At 60.4% G+C, this 19,692-nt stretch carries 18 protein-coding genes and 5 pseudogenes; 15 read left to right on the forward strand and 8 right to left on the reverse strand.

The features are described from left to right. Positions 1-180 precede the first annotated feature (180 nt). The 4 genes and pseudogenes from BLU35_RS27545 to BLU35_RS27565 all read right to left on the reverse strand — a co-directional run bounded on the left by BLU35_RS27545 (position 181) and on the right by BLU35_RS27565 (position 2,292). Positions 181-600, reverse strand: coding sequence for a type II toxin-antitoxin system VapC family toxin (locus BLU35_RS27545; protein ID WP_093235336.1), 420 nt, complete (start codon positions 598-600; stop codon positions 181-183). Continuing rightward, positions 597-851: a FitA-like ribbon-helix-helix domain-containing protein gene (locus BLU35_RS27550; protein WP_065375095.1), complete on the reverse strand. Its 255-nt coding sequence runs from the start codon at positions 849-851 to the stop codon at positions 597-599. The genes BLU35_RS27545 and BLU35_RS27550 overlap by 4 nt, the downstream gene beginning before the upstream one ends. Before the next feature lie 92 nt (positions 852-943). Further along, positions 944-1,141, reverse strand: a pseudogene (locus BLU35_RS35275) (IS110 family transposase); the annotation flags it as partial. 509 nt (positions 1,142-1,650) lie between these two features. After that, positions 1,651-2,292: a peroxiredoxin-like family protein gene (locus tag BLU35_RS27565; protein ID WP_093235339.1), complete on the reverse strand. Its 642-nt coding sequence runs from the start codon at positions 2,290-2,292 to the stop codon at positions 1,651-1,653. A 1,105-nt stretch (positions 2,293-3,397) separates the two neighbouring features. Here BLU35_RS27565 and BLU35_RS27570 point away from each other — a divergent pair. The 5 genes from BLU35_RS27570 to BLU35_RS36365 all read left to right on the forward strand — a co-directional run bounded on the left by BLU35_RS27570 (position 3,398) and on the right by BLU35_RS36365 (position 6,930). Continuing rightward, positions 3,398-3,670, forward strand: a complete 273-nt coding sequence (locus tag BLU35_RS27570; RefSeq protein WP_143033008.1) for a hypothetical protein — start codon at positions 3,398-3,400, stop codon at positions 3,668-3,670. Beyond that, positions 3,667-3,900, forward strand: a complete 234-nt coding sequence (locus tag BLU35_RS27575) for a Y4lK-related protein (RefSeq protein ID WP_093235341.1) — start codon at positions 3,667-3,669, stop codon at positions 3,898-3,900. Before BLU35_RS27570 ends, BLU35_RS27575 begins: the two co-directional genes overlap by 4 nt. A gap of 88 nt (positions 3,901-3,988) precedes the next feature. Beyond that, positions 3,989-4,348, forward strand: coding sequence for a hypothetical protein (locus BLU35_RS27580; RefSeq protein WP_176907467.1), 360 nt, complete (start codon positions 3,989-3,991; stop codon positions 4,346-4,348). 122 nt (positions 4,349-4,470) lie between these two features. After that, positions 4,471-6,183, forward strand: coding sequence for a flagellin N-terminal helical domain-containing protein (locus BLU35_RS27585; RefSeq protein ID WP_093235342.1), 1,713 nt, complete (start codon positions 4,471-4,473; stop codon positions 6,181-6,183). A gap of 423 nt (positions 6,184-6,606) precedes the next feature. Continuing rightward, complete coding sequence (locus BLU35_RS36365; protein ID WP_093235353.1) at positions 6,607-6,930, forward strand: hypothetical protein; 324 nt, start codon at positions 6,607-6,609, stop codon at positions 6,928-6,930. Here BLU35_RS36365 and BLU35_RS27595 read toward each other — a convergent pair. Together BLU35_RS27595 and BLU35_RS27600 are read right to left on the reverse strand one after the other, a co-directional pair. Beyond that, a complete protein-coding gene (locus BLU35_RS27595; protein ID WP_093235343.1) occupies positions 6,920-7,096 on the reverse strand; it encodes a DUF1515 family protein in 177 nt (58 codons plus the stop codon). The genes BLU35_RS36365 and BLU35_RS27595 overlap by 11 nt on opposite strands. A gap of 138 nt (positions 7,097-7,234) precedes the next feature. Then, a complete protein-coding gene (locus BLU35_RS27600) occupies positions 7,235-8,941 on the reverse strand; it encodes an adenylate/guanylate cyclase domain-containing protein (RefSeq protein WP_093235344.1) in 1,707 nt (568 codons plus the stop codon). A gap of 93 nt (positions 8,942-9,034) precedes the next feature. Between BLU35_RS27600 and BLU35_RS36370 the strand changes: the two are divergent. Further along, positions 9,035-9,279: pseudogene (locus tag BLU35_RS36370) on the forward strand (IS110 family transposase); the annotation flags it as partial. A 285-nt stretch (positions 9,280-9,564) separates the two neighbouring features. On the opposite strand, the gene BLU35_RS27610 reads toward BLU35_RS36370, so the two are convergent. Next, positions 9,565-10,089: a GNAT family N-acetyltransferase gene (locus BLU35_RS27610; RefSeq protein ID WP_093235345.1), complete on the reverse strand. Its 525-nt coding sequence runs from the start codon at positions 10,087-10,089 to the stop codon at positions 9,565-9,567. A gap of 11 nt (positions 10,090-10,100) precedes the next feature. Next, on the reverse strand, positions 10,101-10,997 hold the full coding sequence (locus tag BLU35_RS27615) for a LysR substrate-binding domain-containing protein (protein WP_162730614.1): 897 nt from the start codon (positions 10,995-10,997) through the stop codon (positions 10,101-10,103). A 118-nt stretch (positions 10,998-11,115) separates the two neighbouring features. Between BLU35_RS27615 and argH the strand changes: the two genes are divergently transcribed. From argH to BLU35_RS36375, 9 genes and pseudogenes are all read left to right on the forward strand, one after another. Then, the gene (gene argH / locus BLU35_RS27620; RefSeq protein ID WP_093235346.1) at positions 11,116-12,570 is read left to right on the forward strand and encodes an argininosuccinate lyase; all 1,455 of its coding nucleotides are present in this window, start codon (positions 11,116-11,118) and stop codon (positions 12,568-12,570) included. Beyond that, positions 12,567-13,433 (forward strand): amino acid ABC transporter permease, encoded by an 867-nt coding sequence (locus BLU35_RS27625; RefSeq protein WP_058327919.1) that lies wholly within the window; start codon positions 12,567-12,569, stop codon positions 13,431-13,433. Before argH ends, BLU35_RS27625 begins: the two co-directional genes overlap by 4 nt. A gap of 11 nt (positions 13,434-13,444) precedes the next feature. Then, on the forward strand, positions 13,445-14,215 hold the full coding sequence (locus tag BLU35_RS27630; RefSeq protein WP_058327920.1) for an amino acid ABC transporter ATP-binding protein: 771 nt from the start codon (positions 13,445-13,447) through the stop codon (positions 14,213-14,215). Between the two features lie 30 nt (positions 14,216-14,245). Further along, positions 14,246-15,073, forward strand: coding sequence for an ABC transporter substrate-binding protein (locus BLU35_RS27635; protein ID WP_162730613.1), 828 nt, complete (start codon positions 14,246-14,248; stop codon positions 15,071-15,073). Positions 15,074-15,137: 64 nt separating this feature from the next. Next, the gene (locus BLU35_RS27640) at positions 15,138-16,544 is read left to right on the forward strand and encodes an MmgE/PrpD family protein (protein ID WP_286161648.1); all 1,407 of its coding nucleotides are present in this window, start codon (positions 15,138-15,140) and stop codon (positions 16,542-16,544) included. Between the two features lie 12 nt (positions 16,545-16,556). Continuing rightward, positions 16,557-17,462 carry a polysaccharide deacetylase family protein gene (locus tag BLU35_RS27645; RefSeq protein WP_093235349.1) on the forward strand — a complete coding sequence of 302 codons (906 nt, stop codon included), beginning with the start codon at positions 16,557-16,559 and terminating at the stop codon, positions 17,460-17,462. Between the two features lie 114 nt (positions 17,463-17,576). Beyond that, a pseudogene (locus BLU35_RS27650) lies at positions 17,577-18,576 on the forward strand (IS30 family transposase). Between the two features lie 32 nt (positions 18,577-18,608). After that, positions 18,609-18,985 (forward strand): annotated as a pseudogene (locus tag BLU35_RS27655) (transposase); the annotation flags it as partial. 55 nt (positions 18,986-19,040) lie between these two features. Further along, positions 19,041-19,247 (forward strand): annotated as a pseudogene (locus tag BLU35_RS36375) (LysR substrate-binding domain-containing protein); the annotation flags it as partial. Positions 19,248-19,692: the final 445 nt, after the last annotated feature.

A 19,692-nucleotide genomic window follows, 5' to 3' on the forward strand; every position in this document is an offset into this window, starting at 1 on the left:
TTCGTTCTTCGGCCCAATTGAGACGCTCGGGTCGCTCTGACCAAGTATCCGCTCCTGACGCTTCCTGGGCGTTCAGATCAAGGGGCAGTAACGCGAACTCCGCCCGACTGAGACGGCCGCCTAGCGGATGCCTCCCTCGCCTTGAACCCATTTGAACCCGAGACCCGCCGCATGGCGAGTCTATAGGTGGTTCCAAGGATTGACGACGGCGACTCCTGTCGCCTCAAAGGGGCTTGTATCGCGTGTCGCGATTGTAAATCCCCTGGAGGCTGCAATAGCCGCAATATATCCATCAGGTGTCGGGAATCCCTTCCCCCCTGCTCGCGCGGTTGCCGCAAGGTCCGCATAGTGCCGAGCGGCTGCAGTGTCGAATGACAACACGCGATCGTCGAACAATTCGAGCAGGCCATCAAGCGTGTCGGACAACGCCTTTTTGCGCCGGCCCTCCGGTAGCGCAGCGATGCCAAACAGCAGCTCCGCCAGCGTTACACTGGACAGATACAAGGTTTCGGCTACCTGGTCATTCAACCAATTGCGCACAGCCAAATCCGGGGCCGGCTTCATCGCCTCCGAGACGACATTCGTGTCCAGGACGATCATTCAAACCTCATTGGCTCCGCCGGCGCTTTGTCTCGCACCTGGTCGAACACTTCAAAATCATCATTGGTCAGGCCAAGCCGCCCGCTCAGCTCAGCCAAGGCATCGCCGATGCGAACACGCTGTTCGGGCTTTACTGCCCGTTCCAAAATCTCGCGGACTTCCGCCTCTGTGCTGCGGCCGTGAATCGCCGCCCGGACGCGCAAAGCCCGGTGCACTTCATCAGGTACATTTCGTACTGTCAGGATAGCCATAGTCAGACCCTCGCAGATGCCTTCAATGACTGCAATATAGTTCCTGTGCAGTCATTCTGCAAGTTTTCGGAGTTTGAGATTCTTGAGCGGTTGGCTTTCAGCCCGGCTTCTATGGCTGGGCCGGCCTCCAGATCAATTCGCTCCATTGCCACACCGTGCGCGCCAAACCAGGCGATTAGGGCATCGGTTTCGCTGAGGACCTTTGCTTCCCGCACAATGCGGCCATCCGCCTCCACCACGCACACGCTTGAGTATTCCAAGGATACGTCGATGCCGGCATACTCTTTCATGGTCGTCTCTCCGTGCTGCTCTGGAGCAGGCCACTCCTGACTCCGCGACACCATCATTGTGAGGGACGACCACCGGCCCTTCAAACCTGGCGGGCCGGCTTCCGCCCGTTACACCATTTTTTAGCACAGGAACAGGAACATCCGGCTGATTCTCGCCGCCTAGAGCCGGCTCGTCCTAGACGCGCTACGCGCGATGAGGAAGATGAAGAATCGACCCAATTCTGACCTCCCACTTCGCCAAGGAAAATCAGGAAAGGGTGTGGAAACTTGCCATATGGCGCGCCCGTCGGACCGGCGTGACTGCGGCAAGGAGGGGACGTCGCCCCGCCCATGCGCGAGGCCCGCTCACTCTAGCGTCTGGTCGCTCCGCGGCCGGCCGTTGAATGGAAATCGCTAAAGCCCACGGGCAGACTTTAACCCTGCCGCGCCTGAGCATCATCTAAATTCACAGAATCACCACAGGACGGCGGTCGTCGAGCGAGTTTTCAGCAGCCTTTTTCCGCCGCCTACTAATGTGTAACTTGGGAAGCTGCCGACATCAATTCCTCAGGATTCGGTGCGCTGAACGTATTGAGGCCAGCCTCCAGAACTTCAGTGAAGCTCCAGCGTACGATGCCCCCTCGGTCGATCAGGAACTGACCGACAAGCTGCCCCTGGCTGGAAGCCATCGCCTGCTGATCGGCTTCCGTAATCACATATCCTTCCTTCTTGTTGAGAAACTCATCCATTGCCATGACACCCATAGGCCCGGGCAACTCGCCCGGGAGATGGACCCGTATCGCCATGACCGTGCCCATCCCGACCTCGCGCAAGCCGAAAGCACGGTGCGAGGCCCGCTCCGGGTCGGATGCGGTGAGAAGATCGGGCGCCGGGTGGTAACGGAAATAGAGCCGCGCCCGCTCGACCGGCGTAATGACGACTGCTAGGCATTCGACGCCTTTCTCACGCAGAGCCGGCTTAAGTTGCGCCATCGCCGCGACATGGCGCCGGCAGAACGGACAATGTAGGCCGCGAAACATACCGATCAACAACGGGTTACGGCCTCGAAAATCATCGAGCGCGATCTTGCCGTCGCGCGATATCGCATCGAGCACTATATTCGGGGCCTGGTCGCCCGGCTGCAGCGGGCGGTCGACACTACTCGTGGACATGGACTACCTCCTCGCCCCGGATCAGTCAGGAAACAGCTTCGGCGTTGGGCCTATGCTGGGGACGCAAAACTTCCTGCGCCAGAGCAAAAATAGCGTTCGGCCTCTGCCATATTGTCGAAGGTCGTGATTACGCGCTGCAAGCCCACCATAACACGAAAAGAGCATCTGCGGGTCGCCCGCTAGCCGTCTCGCGCGCCGCGGTAAACTGTGGGTCGTCTCATCCGTGCCATGGGACGGTACAGCGGCGAGACCGATTTGGATCGTCCACATACGCACGTCCTAGCGGTGTTCAACGTCTTGAAACTTGGGCGGCCCCGATGTGACCGGACACGAAATGTGGTGAATAACCCCAGACGAGCGCACGCCCGAATGCTCTTAAGCTGAAGGTCAGTTTTCGACCTCGTTTATGACGTTAAGTCTGCAACGACCAAGGTCGTCAACGGGGTCGAATCGCCACACGCGCAATGTCAGACGATGGCACTGCCTGCACGTTCCGATCGGAAGGCAGAAAACCACCCGACTGAGATCGGAAGCCGGCAACGCTGGCGCCCCGCGTGCGCTGCAAGCAGTGCCGGAACAGCGACGGCAATACGATCAAGGTCGGTAAGCTGAAGCGCTAATCAGTCGCAAAACCGGAAGTACCCCGACCTAGGTCTGACGCGCTCCGGCAAAGGTCCTATCTGTGTTGCCGAATCCGATTGGCGCTGCCATTCCTAGTTGAGCGTCAACCGCACCTTTGGCGCTAGTGACCCCAGAGCGCGCCCCAGCCCCAAGCGACGTAGCGCTCTGGGGTCAGCCTGCGGCTGGATCAGGCTCGGAACCGCGAGAACCTCTTCATTTACGACCTCGTGATCGGCCCGGCGCGCTAGGTAATCCTTTTTGAAATTACAAATAGCTAAGTTGAGGTAGGAAGCTGCTGGGGAGTACCCGTTCGCTGTAGGGCTCAAGTCTTAGGTGGCCCGCCAATGGTCTGAGGTCAATTGCGGCAGAAACCAATCGCCGCATATTCTGTTTTCAACCAAGGCATTACCGCCTAAGCGCCACGGTCACATAGATGGCTCGGCTGGGGCTCAAAAGAACAATGAGGCCGCTCGGGGAAACTATGATGCAGGTAAACTTACCGAAAATTGCCCCTCCCACCCGTCAAGCTAGATACGAGCAGAGCAGTGATGAATGCCAAGAAGCTCTCAAAGAGGCGTTCGGCGCGTTCGCCGCTTACTGTACGGCGGCGGGCTGGTCCGACGATGAGGTCGCCGTCGCATTGATCCAAATCGCTGACGAGCACCTTTGCTCTCTTGCCATTTTGGCTGACTTCTCCGTCGTTGTCCTTGCCCCAAACATTACTAGCGGTCCGAAAGCAGAAGGAACCTCAGCATGAGCAATGCGGCCCTGTTGCACCTGATGAACGAAGAAGAAATTCCTGCATTCGTGGCAGACGTGATCGAGGCTGGGTGCCACATCAACGCCGTGGGGCACAACATGTACGTGATTTGCGATGACGAGGAGCAGGAGGCCGTGAGCGAAGAGCTCAACCGCATCTGCGAGAAGTACGGCGACCGAGACGCAATCCGGCGGGAGATTGTAAATTACCTATGGTCGATCGGCTGATACGTAGAGATCGCCTCGGAAGGCACGGGGCACTAGGGGCTGCCAAGCGAATATTGACGCCCCGCCGCAGCGATGTTCGCTGCCCGTCATGTCCCTCACGACTGCCTTCAACTCTGAGCTCGTCTGGGCGGCCAACCTGGTCGAACACCTGACCAACTTTGAAAAGCGCCAGTTTCTCGAGCGCGCGGTCGTCACGATCCGCGAGATGCGCTACGAAGTTGGCGTCCCTGAGAGGAAGACCGAATTGGATCCGGTGATCGACCTGCAGACGACAGCAGCGGGCATCGAAAGGCGTACCCATGACCATGTAAAGGCCGCGCTCCTCGACGCGGCCGATATGATCCGGATTTTGCGGATTATTCTGGATGGAAGGGGTGAGATTCACCCCCGCAGTATCGGTCACCCCCCAAGAACTATTCTCGGCGATATGCCACGGTTGAAAGATTGACGCCATAGTTGGTCTGCGCCGCCCACACATACAAAATTAGTAGTCTGTTAACCAAATTTGTGGTTGAATAAATGCATCGACTCGCCCATGACGGGCGCTAATCCCTGATCGACGGCTCTATAATGTCCAGCATTCATACGAACGCGGCAGCGATGTCTGCCGTCCAAATTTTGAGAAATACCGCTGCAACACTTGCTTCCACCCAGGATGAAGTGAGTTCCGGCCTCCGCATCCAAACCGCGGCCAACAATGCTGCATATTGGTCGATTGCTACGACGATGCGTTCCGATCACAAGGCTATCTCAGCCGTTGCCGATGCACTCGGTCTGGGAGCCGCGAAGGTAGGCGTCGCCTATGAGGGAACCGACGCCATCGTCGAAATCTTGACTGCATTCAAGGCAAGACTAGTCGCTGCAGCGGAACCGGGCGTTGACAAAGCTAAGATCCAGAAGGAACTCGACCAACTCAACGCTCAAGCGGAGAGCGTCATTGCCTCGTCCAGCTTCAACGGAGTGAACTGGCTGCGTACAGACGCCGCGACCCATCTCATGCAAACCGCCGAACTGACCACGTCCTTGGTCTCGTCTTTAGTCAGGGCAGCGGATGGATCCATCGAATTGAACACCACTGACCTAAACCTCAAACAGACGAGCATGCTCAATGCGGGAGGCGGCGGCATCCTGCAGAAGGAAATCGGCGGCGTGGGTGACATTGGCGGCTTCCGGCGGACGGGGATCAACTCGGTTGCCCATCAGGGTCACGAGAACCATGCCTTCACGGGACCGGCGACATTCGGATCGACGGACTATATCGAGTTTGACCTTACAATCGATGCGGGCACACATTCCGCCGGCGTGGTTTTCACCGGCTTGCGGATCGATAAGACGGTTATCGACACCGCGCTCGGCACGACCGATGGTAAAATTAATACCGCGTCCCAAATGCGTACTGTCCTGCAGCGGGTCTTTCAGGACAACGCGGTTCCCGCGACCGCATATGAAACGTTGTTCAGTGGATCATCCTCATCAAGTCAATTCGAGATCGGGTCGCTTGAGACGTCCGGGGAACCAGGGTCCAGCATCGATATTTCAAACGTGGTGTCCGACTTCAACGGCGTTCACCCCGCAGGCTTTGCGTTGGGTCTAGAGAACGCACCAATAAACAACCACGACAATATGTATCCCCAGGCGAGTATCGGTTTTACCAAACCGTTTACGGTCTCGCCTACCGCTGCGATCTACTTTGACGTCCAAGTCGGCCCAGGCACATTGCAGACTTACACCATAGACCGCGCAACGGTGGATGCCGCGCTTGGCACAAGTGACGGCACGGTCGGCAACGCAGCCGACCTAGCGGCGGTTATAGAATTCGCTTCCGCGGGCAGCGGCTTGGCAGTGACTGCATCCGGTACCACGCTCACCTTCTCAGCGGATCAGGCTATCTACCCGGAGGCGGGCAATCGCGCTGCAAGAGTTACCGTCGAAAACGTGCGCTCGACGCCGCGCTGGACGCTCGAGTTCGACTTGGCCGAGGTTGATGTGACGGGCACGGACCTTACTGTCGACGAGTACATCGAAGGTATCGAATACATGCTGAAGGGCGCGATTTCGAGTGCGAGCCTGCTCGGCTCCCTGCAAATGCGCATCGACCTGCAATCAGACTTCACCAGCGCTCTGATGGAGAGCATCGTTAAAGGCGTCGGGCGCCTTGTCGACGCTGACATGAACGAAGCATCGGCGCGCCTGAAAGCTACTCAAGCACAGGAGCAATTGGCGATACAGTCGCTGCAGATAGCCAACACAAGCGCCGCCAACGTGCTGTCGCTGTTCCGATAGGGGCGGGTTTAGCCTCAAGCTGCGGAACGAGTTTCCAAACCGAGCGTTATTCGACCGGGCTCCGTTCCCTTCCCCCCAGAGCCCGCTTACTTAGCACACTCTTGGGCCCGTCGCCGCCTTTCGGGGCCATTTCTTTGAGTGGATGGGAAAGAAGACACGCCCCGGACTTAGGTCTGGTGCGCCTGGGCAATGGTCTTATCCGCATTGCCGAATCTGAATTGCCTCGCCATTGCTGCATCAGCACCAACGGTACCGGTAGCCGCCGCCGTTGGCGCCAGTGATCCCAGAGCGCGACCCCAGCCCCAAGCGACCCAGCGCTCTGGGGTCCACCTCAGCGCTAGGTTCCGCAACGGTCGAGCCGCGACGGTTCATCTGAGATTCAGGCTTGAGGAACCAAGCTGAGAACTAGAGAGGATGCGTCAAATGAAAAAGCTATTATCCACCCTCGGAGCCGTAGTCCTAGCGACATCCTTCGCGCTACCGCTAAACGCCGCGCCGATCTTTGCGCCGAAACCCGAACAAGTGCAGGCCGGCGATGTCGAGCAGGTAAGACACCGGAAACATCGTCATGAGCACGCGGATCGCCACTGGAAACGGCGGTACGCCCACCGTCCCTGCGATTACTACGGCCGGTGCTACCCCCGCTATTCCCGGTATTACGGCTATCGTGATCATTACCGATACGGCTATCGAGACTATTACCACTCCCAGCGGCGGCAGGGCGTGACCGTCTATTTTAACTACTAGCCGCAACGAACATCTCCGCCACATCCTCACCGATCGTGGCTACAGAGGCCTCAACGTGCCCGACGCGGTCGACAAGCTGATCCGTGCGTTGATGCACGGCGGCGCGGCTCGTCGCCGCCTTGTCTTCCGCCCGCGTCGATGCAAGGCGGTCCAGCGGAAAAGTCATGCGAGACTCGGGCTGGTTGACGCGTTTTGTGGAGCGTCTGAAGAAGCTTGGCACTGCGATCCAGAAGACCGCCGTTCTCGCGCAGTACGTATCCGTTGATCAAGTCCTCGAACGCGTCGGGATTGCCCCCACCCGCTGTCACATCTCCGGCAGGCCAGCCTTTCGGAAGCCGTCGACAAAGTGGTCTCGTACAGATGCATCGCGCAGCGGCTGGGAGCTGAGCCAATGGCCGATCGTGAAATGAGGGTGGGTGATCAGGAACAATTCTGCTTCTCGCCGCGCCTCCTCAAGGCGGCCCAACTGCGCAAGCGAAGCAGCCAGGAATTTGCGTGAGTTGGTACGATACGTGTCTTTCCTGCGGAGTGTAGCGGTTGCCGCCTCATAGTCACGCGCGGCGTATTGCGCCTGCCCAAGATGACAAAGATACCAGCAGGTTGGATAGGGATTGAGCCGCAGAGCTTTTTCGATCTGCGCTAGTCCGTCGGCAACCCTGCCGTCCAGCACGGACATGTCCGACATGGCGGCCCAAGTGTCGGCGTGGTTGGGGTCCAGCTCCAGGGCCTTGGCGAACGCGGCCTCCGATTCCTCCCATCGCCGCTCATAAGCCAAAATGGTCCCCAGAACGTAACGGCAGCCGGCATCGTTGGGATCTAGGTCGACCGCCTTCTGCGCGAACGTCGCCGCCATCCGACGGTTAGGATCTTCGGGCTCGCCGAAATGAGTCCAGGCAAGCCAACGGTTATAGGCGAGCAGACCGAGCGCCTCGGCATATGATGGCTCAAGCTCAACCGCGCGTTGGAGCAGCATATAGGCCTCACGCTCAGTTTGCGGCGACTCTTCCGTCAGGAGGCGGGCGCGCACACACAGATCGTACGCCTCAAAGCTCTTCGGCCGATTGCGCTGCGTCGGGATGCTCAGCCGGCCGACGAGGGCTTCAACAATCTTCGCGTTAACTTCATCCTGTAATTCGAAAACATCTTCTACCGTCCTGTCAAACCGGTCGGCCCACAAGTGCTGGCCGCCAAGCGCGTCGATCAATTGGGCATTGATGCGGACACGGCCCATTGCGCGTCTGGCGCTCCCCTCGAGGACGTAGCGGACGCCGAGCTCCTGGGCGACCAGCCGTACGTCGACCGGCTTGCCCTTGTAGCCGTGCACGGAATTGCGCGCGATGACGAACAGGCCAGCCGTACGGGAAAGGTCGGTGATCAGGTCTTCGGTCAAGCCGTCGACGAAAGGCGCGTCCGCTTCATCCCCACTCATATTCGTGAACGGCAATACAGCGATCGAGGGACATTCGGGCAGCGGCAATATGCTCTGCAGCGCATCCGGCCAATGCCACACGTGGACCGGGCGAGCCAGGTTCTTTAGGTAGCGTTCGCCTGCATCAAAGAACCGCTCGCCGATCTTGCCGACGATCTCGCCGTGAACTTTGGCTGAAATGCAGATACCTCCCGGTGCGGCCTGCGTCTCGAGGCGCGCCGCGACATTGACGCCGTCGCCGAGGACGTCTGAACCGTCGTCAATGACATCTCCCAGATTGACGCCTACACGCAAAAGCAGGCGCCGGTCTCCGGAAGCCTCAACAGCAGTGGTGGCCCGTTGCATTTCCAACGCTGCTGTGACCGCGTCCACCGCGCTAACGAATTCGATTAAGAATCCGTCGCCCATGAGCTTGAAGATGCGACCGTTGTGGCGCATCACAGCCGGCTCGATAACGCCAGAACGGAGTTCCCTGAGGTTCGCCAGCGTTGCGAGTTCATCAGCCTCCATCAGGCGTGAATATCCCACCACATCGGCAACGACGATGGCGGCAAGGCGACGCTGAAGAGACTGATCCGTCATGTGAGGACAAGCCTAACGACCGAGTTCGCAAGTTATTGTTCGACCGCGGGTGAGTCAACAAGTGGTCAGAGGTAATGTCCAGGCGATCTCCACCTCGAGAGCCATATTGTGGAAGCCGCATCCATTGCCATGCCTCGCCGTCATCGACGCGCAAAGACGGACCGCATCGATGGCGAAACATGGCCTGGAAACGCGGCGAGCCGCGTTCTTGCTCAATGGTCAAATTGCTTACGCCGGATGAGGAAGACATCCGCAGGCTTGGGCGGGAACGAAAAACCCTGATTGCGGAGCGTGTTTTCCACGTCAATCGCATAAAGGGGCTGCTGTTAGTGCGTGGATGTGATTTAGCTCCTCGTTTCGCGGATCTCATCGAGGCCAGCGGTCATGTACCGCACGTAAAGGCCGTACATATGACCGCACCGTCCGCATGCGTGAAATCGACTGCGAAGCCCCTTGCACCGCGGGCCGTTCCACATATGAGGTTGTACAGGTCCGAGAACGGGCCGGTAATAGTATGGGCTCAGACCGTGGATCCGGCAACGAAGGCGAAATTCGATGCCACCCAAATGACCATTGACAAAAATCCTGATGTGAGGAATCGAACTGTTGACTGCCAGAGACGTTCAGAGCACCAAACTGTCAGCCCACACAAAGACGATATTTCGCGAGCGCCAGATCGGACCGGCATCCGTGTATTCCCCGGCCCGCTTGCCGCCGATCGCGTCGTAGAAAGCGATCGCAGGTTCGTTGCCGTCGACCACGCTCAGCCCAACTCCGGGAAATCCTCTCTCCCGCAAATGCAAAGCAAGCCTTGAGAGCAATAGGCGGCCGATGCCTTGGCGTTTGACATCCGGATCGACGCAGAGGTTTTTGATCTCGCCAAGATCGCCAAAGATCGCATCTGAGGGTGCACCGGCAGCGCCGATCCCGACCGGCCTTCCCTCCAATTCGGCCAGAAGCACGATCTGGTCAGGGTCCGCTACCGCAAGCTTTTCGCGCCAGGTGTTGCGGCGAAGGTTTTCATCGAGCGCGGCGTAAATCTCGGGTGGGGCAAGGTCGCGATAGGTTTGTCGCCAGACGCGCACGTGGAAATGCGCGATTGCGTCCGCATCGGCCGGGCTCGCATGCCGTATCGTCACTTTTTCCATCGGCCTCTCCACTATTCCAACTGCTGCATCAGCCAACGTTGAAACGCCTTGAGCGCCGATGAAGGCTTGCGGTCCGTTGGGGTGGTGAACCAGTAGGCGACCTTGGATGCGTAGTGAAGCCCCCCGGGATTGACGAGGCTTCCGGTCCTCAGTTCCTCCTCGACGAGCTGTGGTGGAACGAGGGCCATGCCCTGGCCGGAGATCGCGGCGCGCAGGACCAGCGTATAATAGTCAAAGCGCATGACGCCCTGTGGCTCGAGGTCCGGTTTCCCATGTTCCGCCACGAGGTCGATCCAGCGCAGCGGAGTGCTCGGATGCTCGATGATGACACCGCGCGCCGCATCCTCGAGGGTTTCACAGGAGCCGAGCCGCGCGAGATAAGCGGGTGCGCAAACGAGCCGGACATCCTCGCCGAAAAGGTAGACCGAGTGTTCGTTCGCGAATGGCCCACGGCCGAAGCGGAACACTGCGTCCGGCTGAGCCGCCGGGTTGTCGGTCGCGAAGGTGGTGTACTGGACGTCGATATCCGGGTGTTTCTGATTGAAGTCGGAAAAACGCGGCAAGAGCCAGCGGTCGCCGAGGATGGGCAACACCTTCAGCCGAAGCGTATGGGAATCGGGCTGCAGGCTCGCCGCGCGGAAAGCGGCCTCCTCCAGCGCCTTGATCGCCACCTGCGCTTGTTCCAAATAGATGCGGCCGAGGTCTGTCGGCACCATGCCCGACGGCTTTCGCGTGAACATCTGCGCGCCGAGAAGGTTTTCGAGGGTCAGCAACTGCTTGCTGACGGCGCTTTGCGACAGGTTGATGCTTTCCGCAGCCGCCGTCGTCGAGCCTCGCTCCGCAATCGCCAGCATCACGCGAAGGGCAGTCATCGAAGGCAGTGGTACGGAGGTATGAACCAAGGGCATTCTCTGGCAAGGGGCTAGTCGGTTTCGTCATAACGGTATCGCTTTTTCGCGTTTGTGCAAGCGGCCCCTAAAAGGCAACCTCAACTCGGGAACATAATTACCGAGATGGGAGACTGTCATGACAGAACAAGCGACATCGCTTTGGGGAGGCCGATTTTCCAGCGGTCCCTCTCCGGAACTCGCGGCGCTCTCGCGAAGCAATCCAAGCTTTTTCCGCCTGTCCCCCGAAGACATCGCCGGGTCTCGCGCCCATGCGCGCGAACTTGCGCGCGCTGGCGTACTGAGCGAGGACGAACTGCCGCGGATGCTGCAAACGCTCGATACGATCGCGGCCGATGTCGCGGCCGGCCGCGAAAAGCCGAAAGCCTCGGATGAGGATCTTCACACCTTCCACGAGCGCCTGTTGATCGAGCGGCTGGGTGCCCTCGGTGGCAAGCTGCGTGCCGGCCGCTCGCGCAACGACCAGACGGCCAACAACACCCGCCTCTACCTTCGCCGCACGGCGCGGCGGCTGGTGAAGCTGGTCCTTGCGGTGCAGGACGCACTCGCCACCCAGGCGAATGAGCATATCGAGACGGTCATGCCGGGCTTCACCCACCTTCAGCCCGCTCAGCCGATATCGCTCGGCCATCACCTGATGGCGCATGCACAGTCGCTCAGCCGCGACATCGAGCGCTTCATCGACTGGGACCGCCGCTTCGACCGTTCGCCGCTCGGCGCCGCCGCCCTGGCCGGCTCGGCTTTCGCCCGCGATACTGAAAGCTCTTCGCGCGATCTCGGCTACGCCCGTCCCTGCGAGAATTCCATTGATGCCGTCGCGAGCCGCGACGTGGTCTCGGAATTCCTGTTCGTGACCGCGATGCTGGGCGTGAACCTCTCGCGTCTGTCGGAGGAGATTTGCATCTGGGCTTCGCGCCAGTTCGCCTGGGTGAAGCTGCACGATTCCTACTCGACCGGCTCGTCGATCATGCCGCAGAAGAAGAATCCCGACATCGCCGAGCTGACGCGTGGCATGTCGGGCACCATGATTGGCAATCTTGCGGGCATGCTCGCCACTCTCAAGGCGATGCCGCTCGCCTACAACCGCGATCTCGCCGAGGACAAGCGCGCGCTTTTTGAGACAATCGATCTTCTCGACCTGATCCTACCTGCCTTCGCCGGCATGGTCGCGACGTTGACCTTCGACACTGAACGCATGGCCGCCGACGCGCCACGCGGCTTCACGTTGGCAACCGAGGTGGCGGACTGGCTGGTGCGGCAGGGCATTCCTTTCTCGCATGCCCATGAGATCTCCGGCGCCACCGTACGTTACTGCGAAGAGCGCGGCATAGACCTTGACGGGCTGACCGAGACCGACCTGCCGAACATCGATGAGGCATTGACCCCGGATGTACTTAAGGTGATCGACCCAGCCCGGGCGCTCGCCGAACGTTTCGGCCAGGGGGGAACCGCCCCCGCCCGCGTGCGCGAGCAGATCGCGGCCTTTGCCGACACCTGCAAAGAGCAGCGTGCCTGGGCCGAACAGGATCTCTCGGGTGTTGCCCTAGTCCCCTTAACGGGAGAGGAAGCATGACCGACACGCCCCTTCCCCAATCCAGCCGCGATGCCCATGACATCGCCCATCTTGAACTCGTCCCGCGCAGGCATGTGGGGCGCAAGGTCTTCGCCGCCATCGTGCTGCTGCTGGTGGCGCTCCTGATCCGCGCCTTCGTTGTCGGCCAGATCGAATGGCCGGTCGTCGGCCAATTCCTGTTCGCCCCCGTGATCATCCAGGGCATCTGGAATACGCTGCTGATGACAGTCGCGGCGATGTCGCTCGGCATCGCACTCGGCGTCCTCATCGCGATCATGCGCATTTCCGGCAATCCGGTGCTCGAATACATCGCGCTCGTCTATGTCTGGATCTTCCGTGGCGCGCCGGCGCTACTGCAACTGCTGCTCTGGTTCAACCTCGCGCTGATCTTCCCGACGATGGGCATTCCGGGCCTGTTCGAATTCAACACCGTCGAGGTGATGACGCCCTTCGTCGCCGCCATGCTCGGCCTGGGCATCCAGCAGGGCGCCTATACCTCGGAAGTCGTGCGAAGCGGCCTCCTGTCCGTGGACGCCGGCCAGTACGAAGCCGCTCGGACGATCGGCATGACGGGAATGCAGACGCTGCGCCGCATCGTGCTGCCGCAAGCCATGCGCGTCATGGTTCCGCCTGTTGGTAACGAGGTGATCAGCATGGTCAAGCTCACCTCGCTCGCCTCGGTGATCCAGTATTCGGAGATCCTGCACAATGCGCAGGTGATCTACTACGCCAATACCCGCGTGCTGGAGCTGCTGATGGTCGCAAGCTTCTGGTATCTCGCGATCGTCACCGTCCTCTCTCTGATCCAATCCCGGATCGAACGCTACTACGCCCGCGGCACCCGCGGCCGCACGACGATCTGAAGGGGGCGCACATGACAAGCGAAATCCTGGTCAAGGCCGTTGACGTCTGCAAGAGCTTCGGCACATTCAAGGCGCTCAATGAGGTGGGTCTGGAAGTGCGTAAGGGCGAGGTGAGCTGCATCATCGGCCCCTCGGGCTCCGGCAAGAGCACGTTCCTGCGCTGCATCAACCTTCTGGAACGCATCGACTCCGGCGCGATCTGGGCCAATGGCGAGCTGATCGGCTACCGCCGCGACGGCAACAGGCTCTATGAGCTGAGCGACGTGGAAATCGCCCGCCAGCGCCGGGGCATCGGCATGGTTTTCCAGCGCTTCAACCTGTTCCCGCACAAGACTTCGTTGGAAAACGTGATCGAAGGGCCGGTACAGGTTTTGGGCGAAAGCCCGAAGGCCGCCCGCGAACACGCGATGGAACTCCTGAAACGCGTCGGCCTTGCCGACAAGGCCGGCAACTATCCCTCGGAGCTTTCTGGCGGCCAACAGCAGCGCGTCGCCATCGCCCGAGCGATGGGCATGCGTCCCTCGCTCATCCTGTTCGACGAGCCGACCTCCGCACTCGACCCCGAACTGGTGGCCGAGGTGCTCGATGTGATGAACGATCTCGCCGCCTCCGGCATGACGATGATCGTCGTCACCCACGAAATGGGCTTTGCCCGCAACGTTAGCAACACCGTCGCCTTCATGGACGGCGGGCGGCTGATTGAGCACGGCCCTTCGGCGCGGGTCCTGACCCAACCCGACAACCCCCGCACCGCCGATTTTCTCAAGGCTGTGCAACGATAACCGCAAAAAACCGACAGGATGGGAACTACGATGAAAAAAGCAATTCTGGCCGCCTCGGCGTGCCTGCTCGCCTTTACCGCCCACGCACAGGATCTGCCGGAGAAACAACAATCCGCGGGCAAGCTTGTGGTGGCGAACACGCCGAATTATCCGCCGATGGAATATCGCGACCCTGCGACGAACGAACTGATGGGCGTCGACATCGAGCTTGGCAAGGCGTTGGCCAAGCAGCTCGGCACCGAGATCGAATGGTCCGAGATCGGCTTCGAGCAAATGGTGTCTTCGCTGAACACCGGCCGCGCCGACCTTGTTTTGAGCGGCATGAGCGACCTGCCCAAGCGGCGCGAGACCATGGATTTCGTCGACTATATGAGCTCCGGCGCGCAGTTTTATACCTCGGCCAAACGCAAGGATGAGTTCAAGGAACTCACCGACTTCTGTGGCAAGACCGTCGGCATGAGCCGCCGCACCTCCTTCCCGGACGAGGCCAAGAAGTGGAGCGCTGCCAACTGCGAAGCCAACGGCAAGCCGGCGCTCGTGATCGTCGGCACCGAAGGCTCGGCCGATGCCCGCGCCCAGTTGAAGCAGGGCCGCCTTGACGGCGCGGTCCAGGGTTCGGAAACCCTGCCCTACCTGCTGCAGCTTGAAAAGGACACCTACGCCATTGTCGGCGAGCCCTTTACGGAAGTCTATCAGGGCATCGGCTTCTCCAAGCAGACGCCAGAGCTGCGCGACGCGATTGCCGGCGCACTGAAAGCCCTCATGGCCTCCGGCGAATACAAGGCGATCTTCGAAAGGTACGGCCTTGCCAGCAGCACGCTCGACGGCGTGATGATCAACGGCGAAGCCGTGAAATGATCAGGTGGTGGCCCGGTGCATTAACCGGGCCGCTCCCCTGGCCTACCCGAACGAGGATATCATGATGCCCGATGTAGCCCGAAGCGGCGTGCAAGCGTTGACGCATGTCGAGGCGCTTGCCGATTTCTGCGCCCGACTTGCGCCTGCCGATCTACCGACCCGGATCGCCGCCCGTACCAAATCCCACTTTCTGGATACGCTCGGCGCAGCACTCGCTGGCACTCGCTCCATCGAATTCCGCAAGGTACGTGCGCTCGTCGCACCAGGGGGAACAACACCGCTTCTGGCCTCGCCACAGCGAACCGGACCGCGCGACGCGGCCCTTGCCAACGGGGTGGCCACCCATGTCTTCGAACTCGACGATTCCGGCGGCTGCGATCATACAGGCGCCGTCGTTCTGCCCGCGCTACTGGCAGCTCTTCCGTCCTGCGAGGCCCCGATTTCCGGCGGCGATCTCATTTGCGCGCTGACGGCGGGTTACGAGGTCGGCCGCCGCGTGCTGGATGCATCCGGCGGCTACGGCGTGCACAATGGTGCCGGTTGGCACTCCACCGGCACCTGCGGCACGCTCGCGGCCGCGGCAGCGGTCGCGCGGCTGCGCGGCTATGACAGCGCCCTCTTTCGCCACGCCCTGACGCTGGCCACCAGCTTTTCCTCTGGCCTGTGGGCCTTCAATCATGATGGCAGCCAAGCGAAGAAGGTCCACGCGGGCCGGGCGGCTGAAGGCGGACTTCTCGCCGCCGATCTCGCCGGCGCCGGCTTTTCCGGTCCCTCGCATGTGTTCGACGATGTCTGGGGCGGTTTCTTCCGCACCTATGTCCGGGATGCCGGGCATACCGGCGAACTCTCAGCCGGGCTGGGCACGAACTGGAAGATTGAACGGGCCTCGCTCAAGCCCTACGCTGCTTGCCGCGGCGCGCATTCCGCCATCGACGCTGTCGGCGACATCCTTGCCGAGACCGGCCGCACTCCCGCCGATATCGCGAGGGTTGACGTCCGCCTTAGCTCCTTCCTGATGGACATGTGCGGCCGGGCGCGGCTGGAAACACTGGCGGGCGCACAAATGAGCCTCGGCTATGCGCTAGCGGCGCTCCTGGTCTTCGGCCGCGTCGACCTCGAACAGTATTCCGCCGCCGCCCGCGGCGATTCGCGCATCGCCGATGTTCTCGGCCGCTTCCGCTTTCATCCCGATGCGCAGATGCCGCAAATGGCCGAGCCGGAGGTGACCGTCACCTTCGCTGATGACGAAAGCAGGACGGCGATGGTGCCCCGCGCCACCGGCTCCAGCGAGCGGCCGATGAGCGACGCCGCCATCCGTGCCAAATTCGACAGCCTCGCGTCGATGGCATTGCCTGCGGCTCGTATCGCGGACCTCGCCGATTTCGTGGGCGTGCTGGAGGAACACGCGGACTGCCGGGGCCTTTCTGACCTGCTGGTCGCAGACGAACCCGAAGCGCCGGTCTTCAATTGAGAAGGAAGTTTCATGACCTACGATCTCAGCCCTCGCCCACTCAACCCGGCGTCACCAGCCCCCGTTTTTGACTGGCCGTACGGCAAGAAGAGCGCCCTCTTTATCGGTTTCGACGTCGATGCCGAGACTGCCTGGATCGGCAACAACCACGCCAATGTCGACCGGATGGTGACGACCTCACTCGGCGGCTACGACGCCCGGGTCGGAATCACAAAGATCCTCGAACTGCTGGATACGCTGCACCTTAAGGCGACCTTCTTCATTCCCGGCTGGACGGTCGAGGCCCATACAGCCGCGTGTGAACCGATTGTCGCTGCCGGGCACGAGATCGCCCATCACGGCTACCTGCACAAATGCCCGGATCGCAACAAGCTGGACGAAGCAAAAGAGGAGATCGACCGCGGCCTCGAAGCGCTGAAATCCCGGCTCGGCGTCACACCCGTCGGCTATCGCGCGCCATCCGGCGAGAATTTTCCCGAGCTTCTCGCCTATCTTTGCGAACAGGGCCTGCGCTATTCCTCATCCTTCCGCGATGATATCCGCCCCTATCGTCACCGTCTGGCGGACGGCCGCCCGGGGCCGGTGGAAATTCCGGTCAACTACGCCTTCGACGACTGGAATTTCGGCATGACCGGTCGGCTGGATGCGCGCCCGCTCTTCGGGAGGGACGCTATCCTACCCATCTGGCGCGAGGAGTTTGTCGGAACCCACGAGTGGGGCGGAGTGACCACGCTTGTCCTGCATCCGCAGGTTTCCGGCCGGCCGATGCGGTGGCGGATTCTGCGGGATTTCCTCAGCGAGATCGCCGCGCGTGACGACGTCTGGATCGCCACCGGCGCGGAAATCCTCGCGCACTACGAAGCCGAAACAACCCGCGCGAATGGACTTCAATTGTCTCCACAGCAGAGGCGACCATAACAATATCGCCATCGTGGTTCCCGACGATACATTATTCGATCTTCTGTAACGGGCTGGTACATTCTATTCTCAAGTGCGACATGCCATTGATTTCAATGGCTTGGAGATTTTGGCATGTCCCGACGTTATTCGCAGCTGAATCTGGCCGATCGACGCCGCCTCTTCCACTTTGTCGAACGCAAGCTGCCGATCAAAGAAATGGCGCGCCAACTCGGTCGTCATCGATCGACGATCTATCGTGAGATCCGGCGCACCACCTTCCACGATCGCGAGCTGCCCGAGTATAGCGGCTACTTCCCAACGGTTGCTGACGACATCCGCAAAGAGCGTCGGCGACGCCTGCGCAAGCTCATGCGTCCATCCGCCGTTGCGCGAACTGGTGATCGAGCAACTGAAGGCGCTGTGGTCCCCGGAACAGATCGCTGGCCGCCTGCTCGCCGATGGCGTAAGCGCCGTGCGGGTCTGCACCGAGACGATCTATCGTTTCATTTACGGCAAGGAAGATCAGGCGTTGGAGCTCTATCAGCATCTGCCGGAAGGCCGCCGCAAACGTCGCCCCCGCGGCTCGAGGAAACCCCGCGACGGCGCCTTTCCTGCTACCAACAGGATATCGCAACGTCCTGATTTCATTGGTAATCGTTCGCAGTTCGGGCATTGGGAAGGCGACTTGTTGATCTTCGAACGCGATCTGGGCAACGCCAACGTCACGTCCTTGGTTGAACGCAAAAGCCGCTACGCCGTGATGATCAAAAACCCGAGCCGGCGCTCAAGACCGATCATGGACAAGATCATCGAAACGTTCTCTCCCTTGCCAGCCTTTGCGCGGCAGAGCTTTACCTTTGATCGCGGTACGGAGTTCGCCGGCTTCAGGGCTTTGGAAGATGGCATCGGCGCGCGGAGCTGGTTCTGCGACCCCAGCGCGCCTTGGCAGAAAGGTGCAGTAGAAAACACCAACAAGCGCATCCGCCGCTTCATGCCTGGCGATACCGATCTATCCGCTGTCAGCCAGCAACAACTCGTCGCTCTCGTCCATCATCTGAACGCGCTGCCACGGAAGTGCCTGGGTTACCGCACGCCCGCCGAGGTCACGCGATCTATTTGCATCTCTCGCTGACGGCGCAGTTAGATGAGCGCCGGAAGGAATTGGAGGCAAAACTGATGGCCTGGTATCGAAATAACGAATGCTGCCGTCGTCTTGCAAAAATCCCGGGTGTCGGGCCGATCGGCGCGGTACTACTGGTGATGAAAGCGCCGGCGCCGGAGTTGTTTGCGTCGGGAAGGCAATTTGCCGCCTGGATGGGGCTGACGCCCGGGACCATTCGACTGCGGGTAAGGTCAGGCTTGGTGTCATTACAAGGGCCGGCGATGAGGCATTGCGCAAGACACTGGTTGTGGGCGCGACCGCGGTTTTGCAGCACCTGCGTGCGGGACGCGAAAGGAACGCTTCACCGTGGCTTGTCGAATTGCTCAAGCGCAAGTCACCCAAGCTCGTGGCTATCGCACTGGCCAACAAGATCGCCCGGCCGCGCTCTGGAGACAACTGCCGAAGATGCCGGCATTCTCTTGAGCCCATTTCTTGAAATCGGAAGCCGAGAGGGCGTTTGGAAAGCGGTCGAGCGCGGCCTTGGGATCGGCGTCGTCGCCGATTTTGAGTTTGTTTCCCATCCGCGCCTGAGAACCATTCGCATCGCCGACTGCAGCGTGAGAACCGAGTATCGACTTGCCGGCCTGCAGGAACGACGTTCGTCGCGCAAGATCAACGCGTTTCTGGACGCCGTTCTCTGACGGACCGTTGTTGCGCGGTGTGTTCACAGGCGATTCAAAAAAGTCGCAGGGTGCATGAAGCCCGCGCATCCAGTCGCGTCGCGAATTGCAGCCTACAAGATATTCGGCCTGAACTCGCAAGCCAATAAAACCAGTTGATTACTGTACCGTGACCTTTTTCGATCACCCATGACGGAACCTTCCGCACGCCGCCGCAAATAACCCTAGGGCACAGGCGTGCTTCGGTGAACTCGTCGCGCGCGCAGATGCACGCACGACGTTAATTTCCATTGCCCGACCGCTCTCGCGAGGCCCAGATGGAAGGCCAGAAGACACCGGCTAATGTGGCTAAGCCATCGCGGCTCGGTCTCCTAGTACTACAGTTGCGTTTGATCTGAAATCATGATTCACTCTCAGCGTTTAGCTGGAGGGAATTGCATGTCCGTCGCAAGCTGGTCTGGGTCGG

Origin of the sequence: Sinorhizobium sp. NFACC03 (genome assembly GCF_900103435.1) — a bacterium.
Classification (GTDB): domain Bacteria; phylum Pseudomonadota; class Alphaproteobacteria; order Rhizobiales; family Rhizobiaceae; genus Ensifer.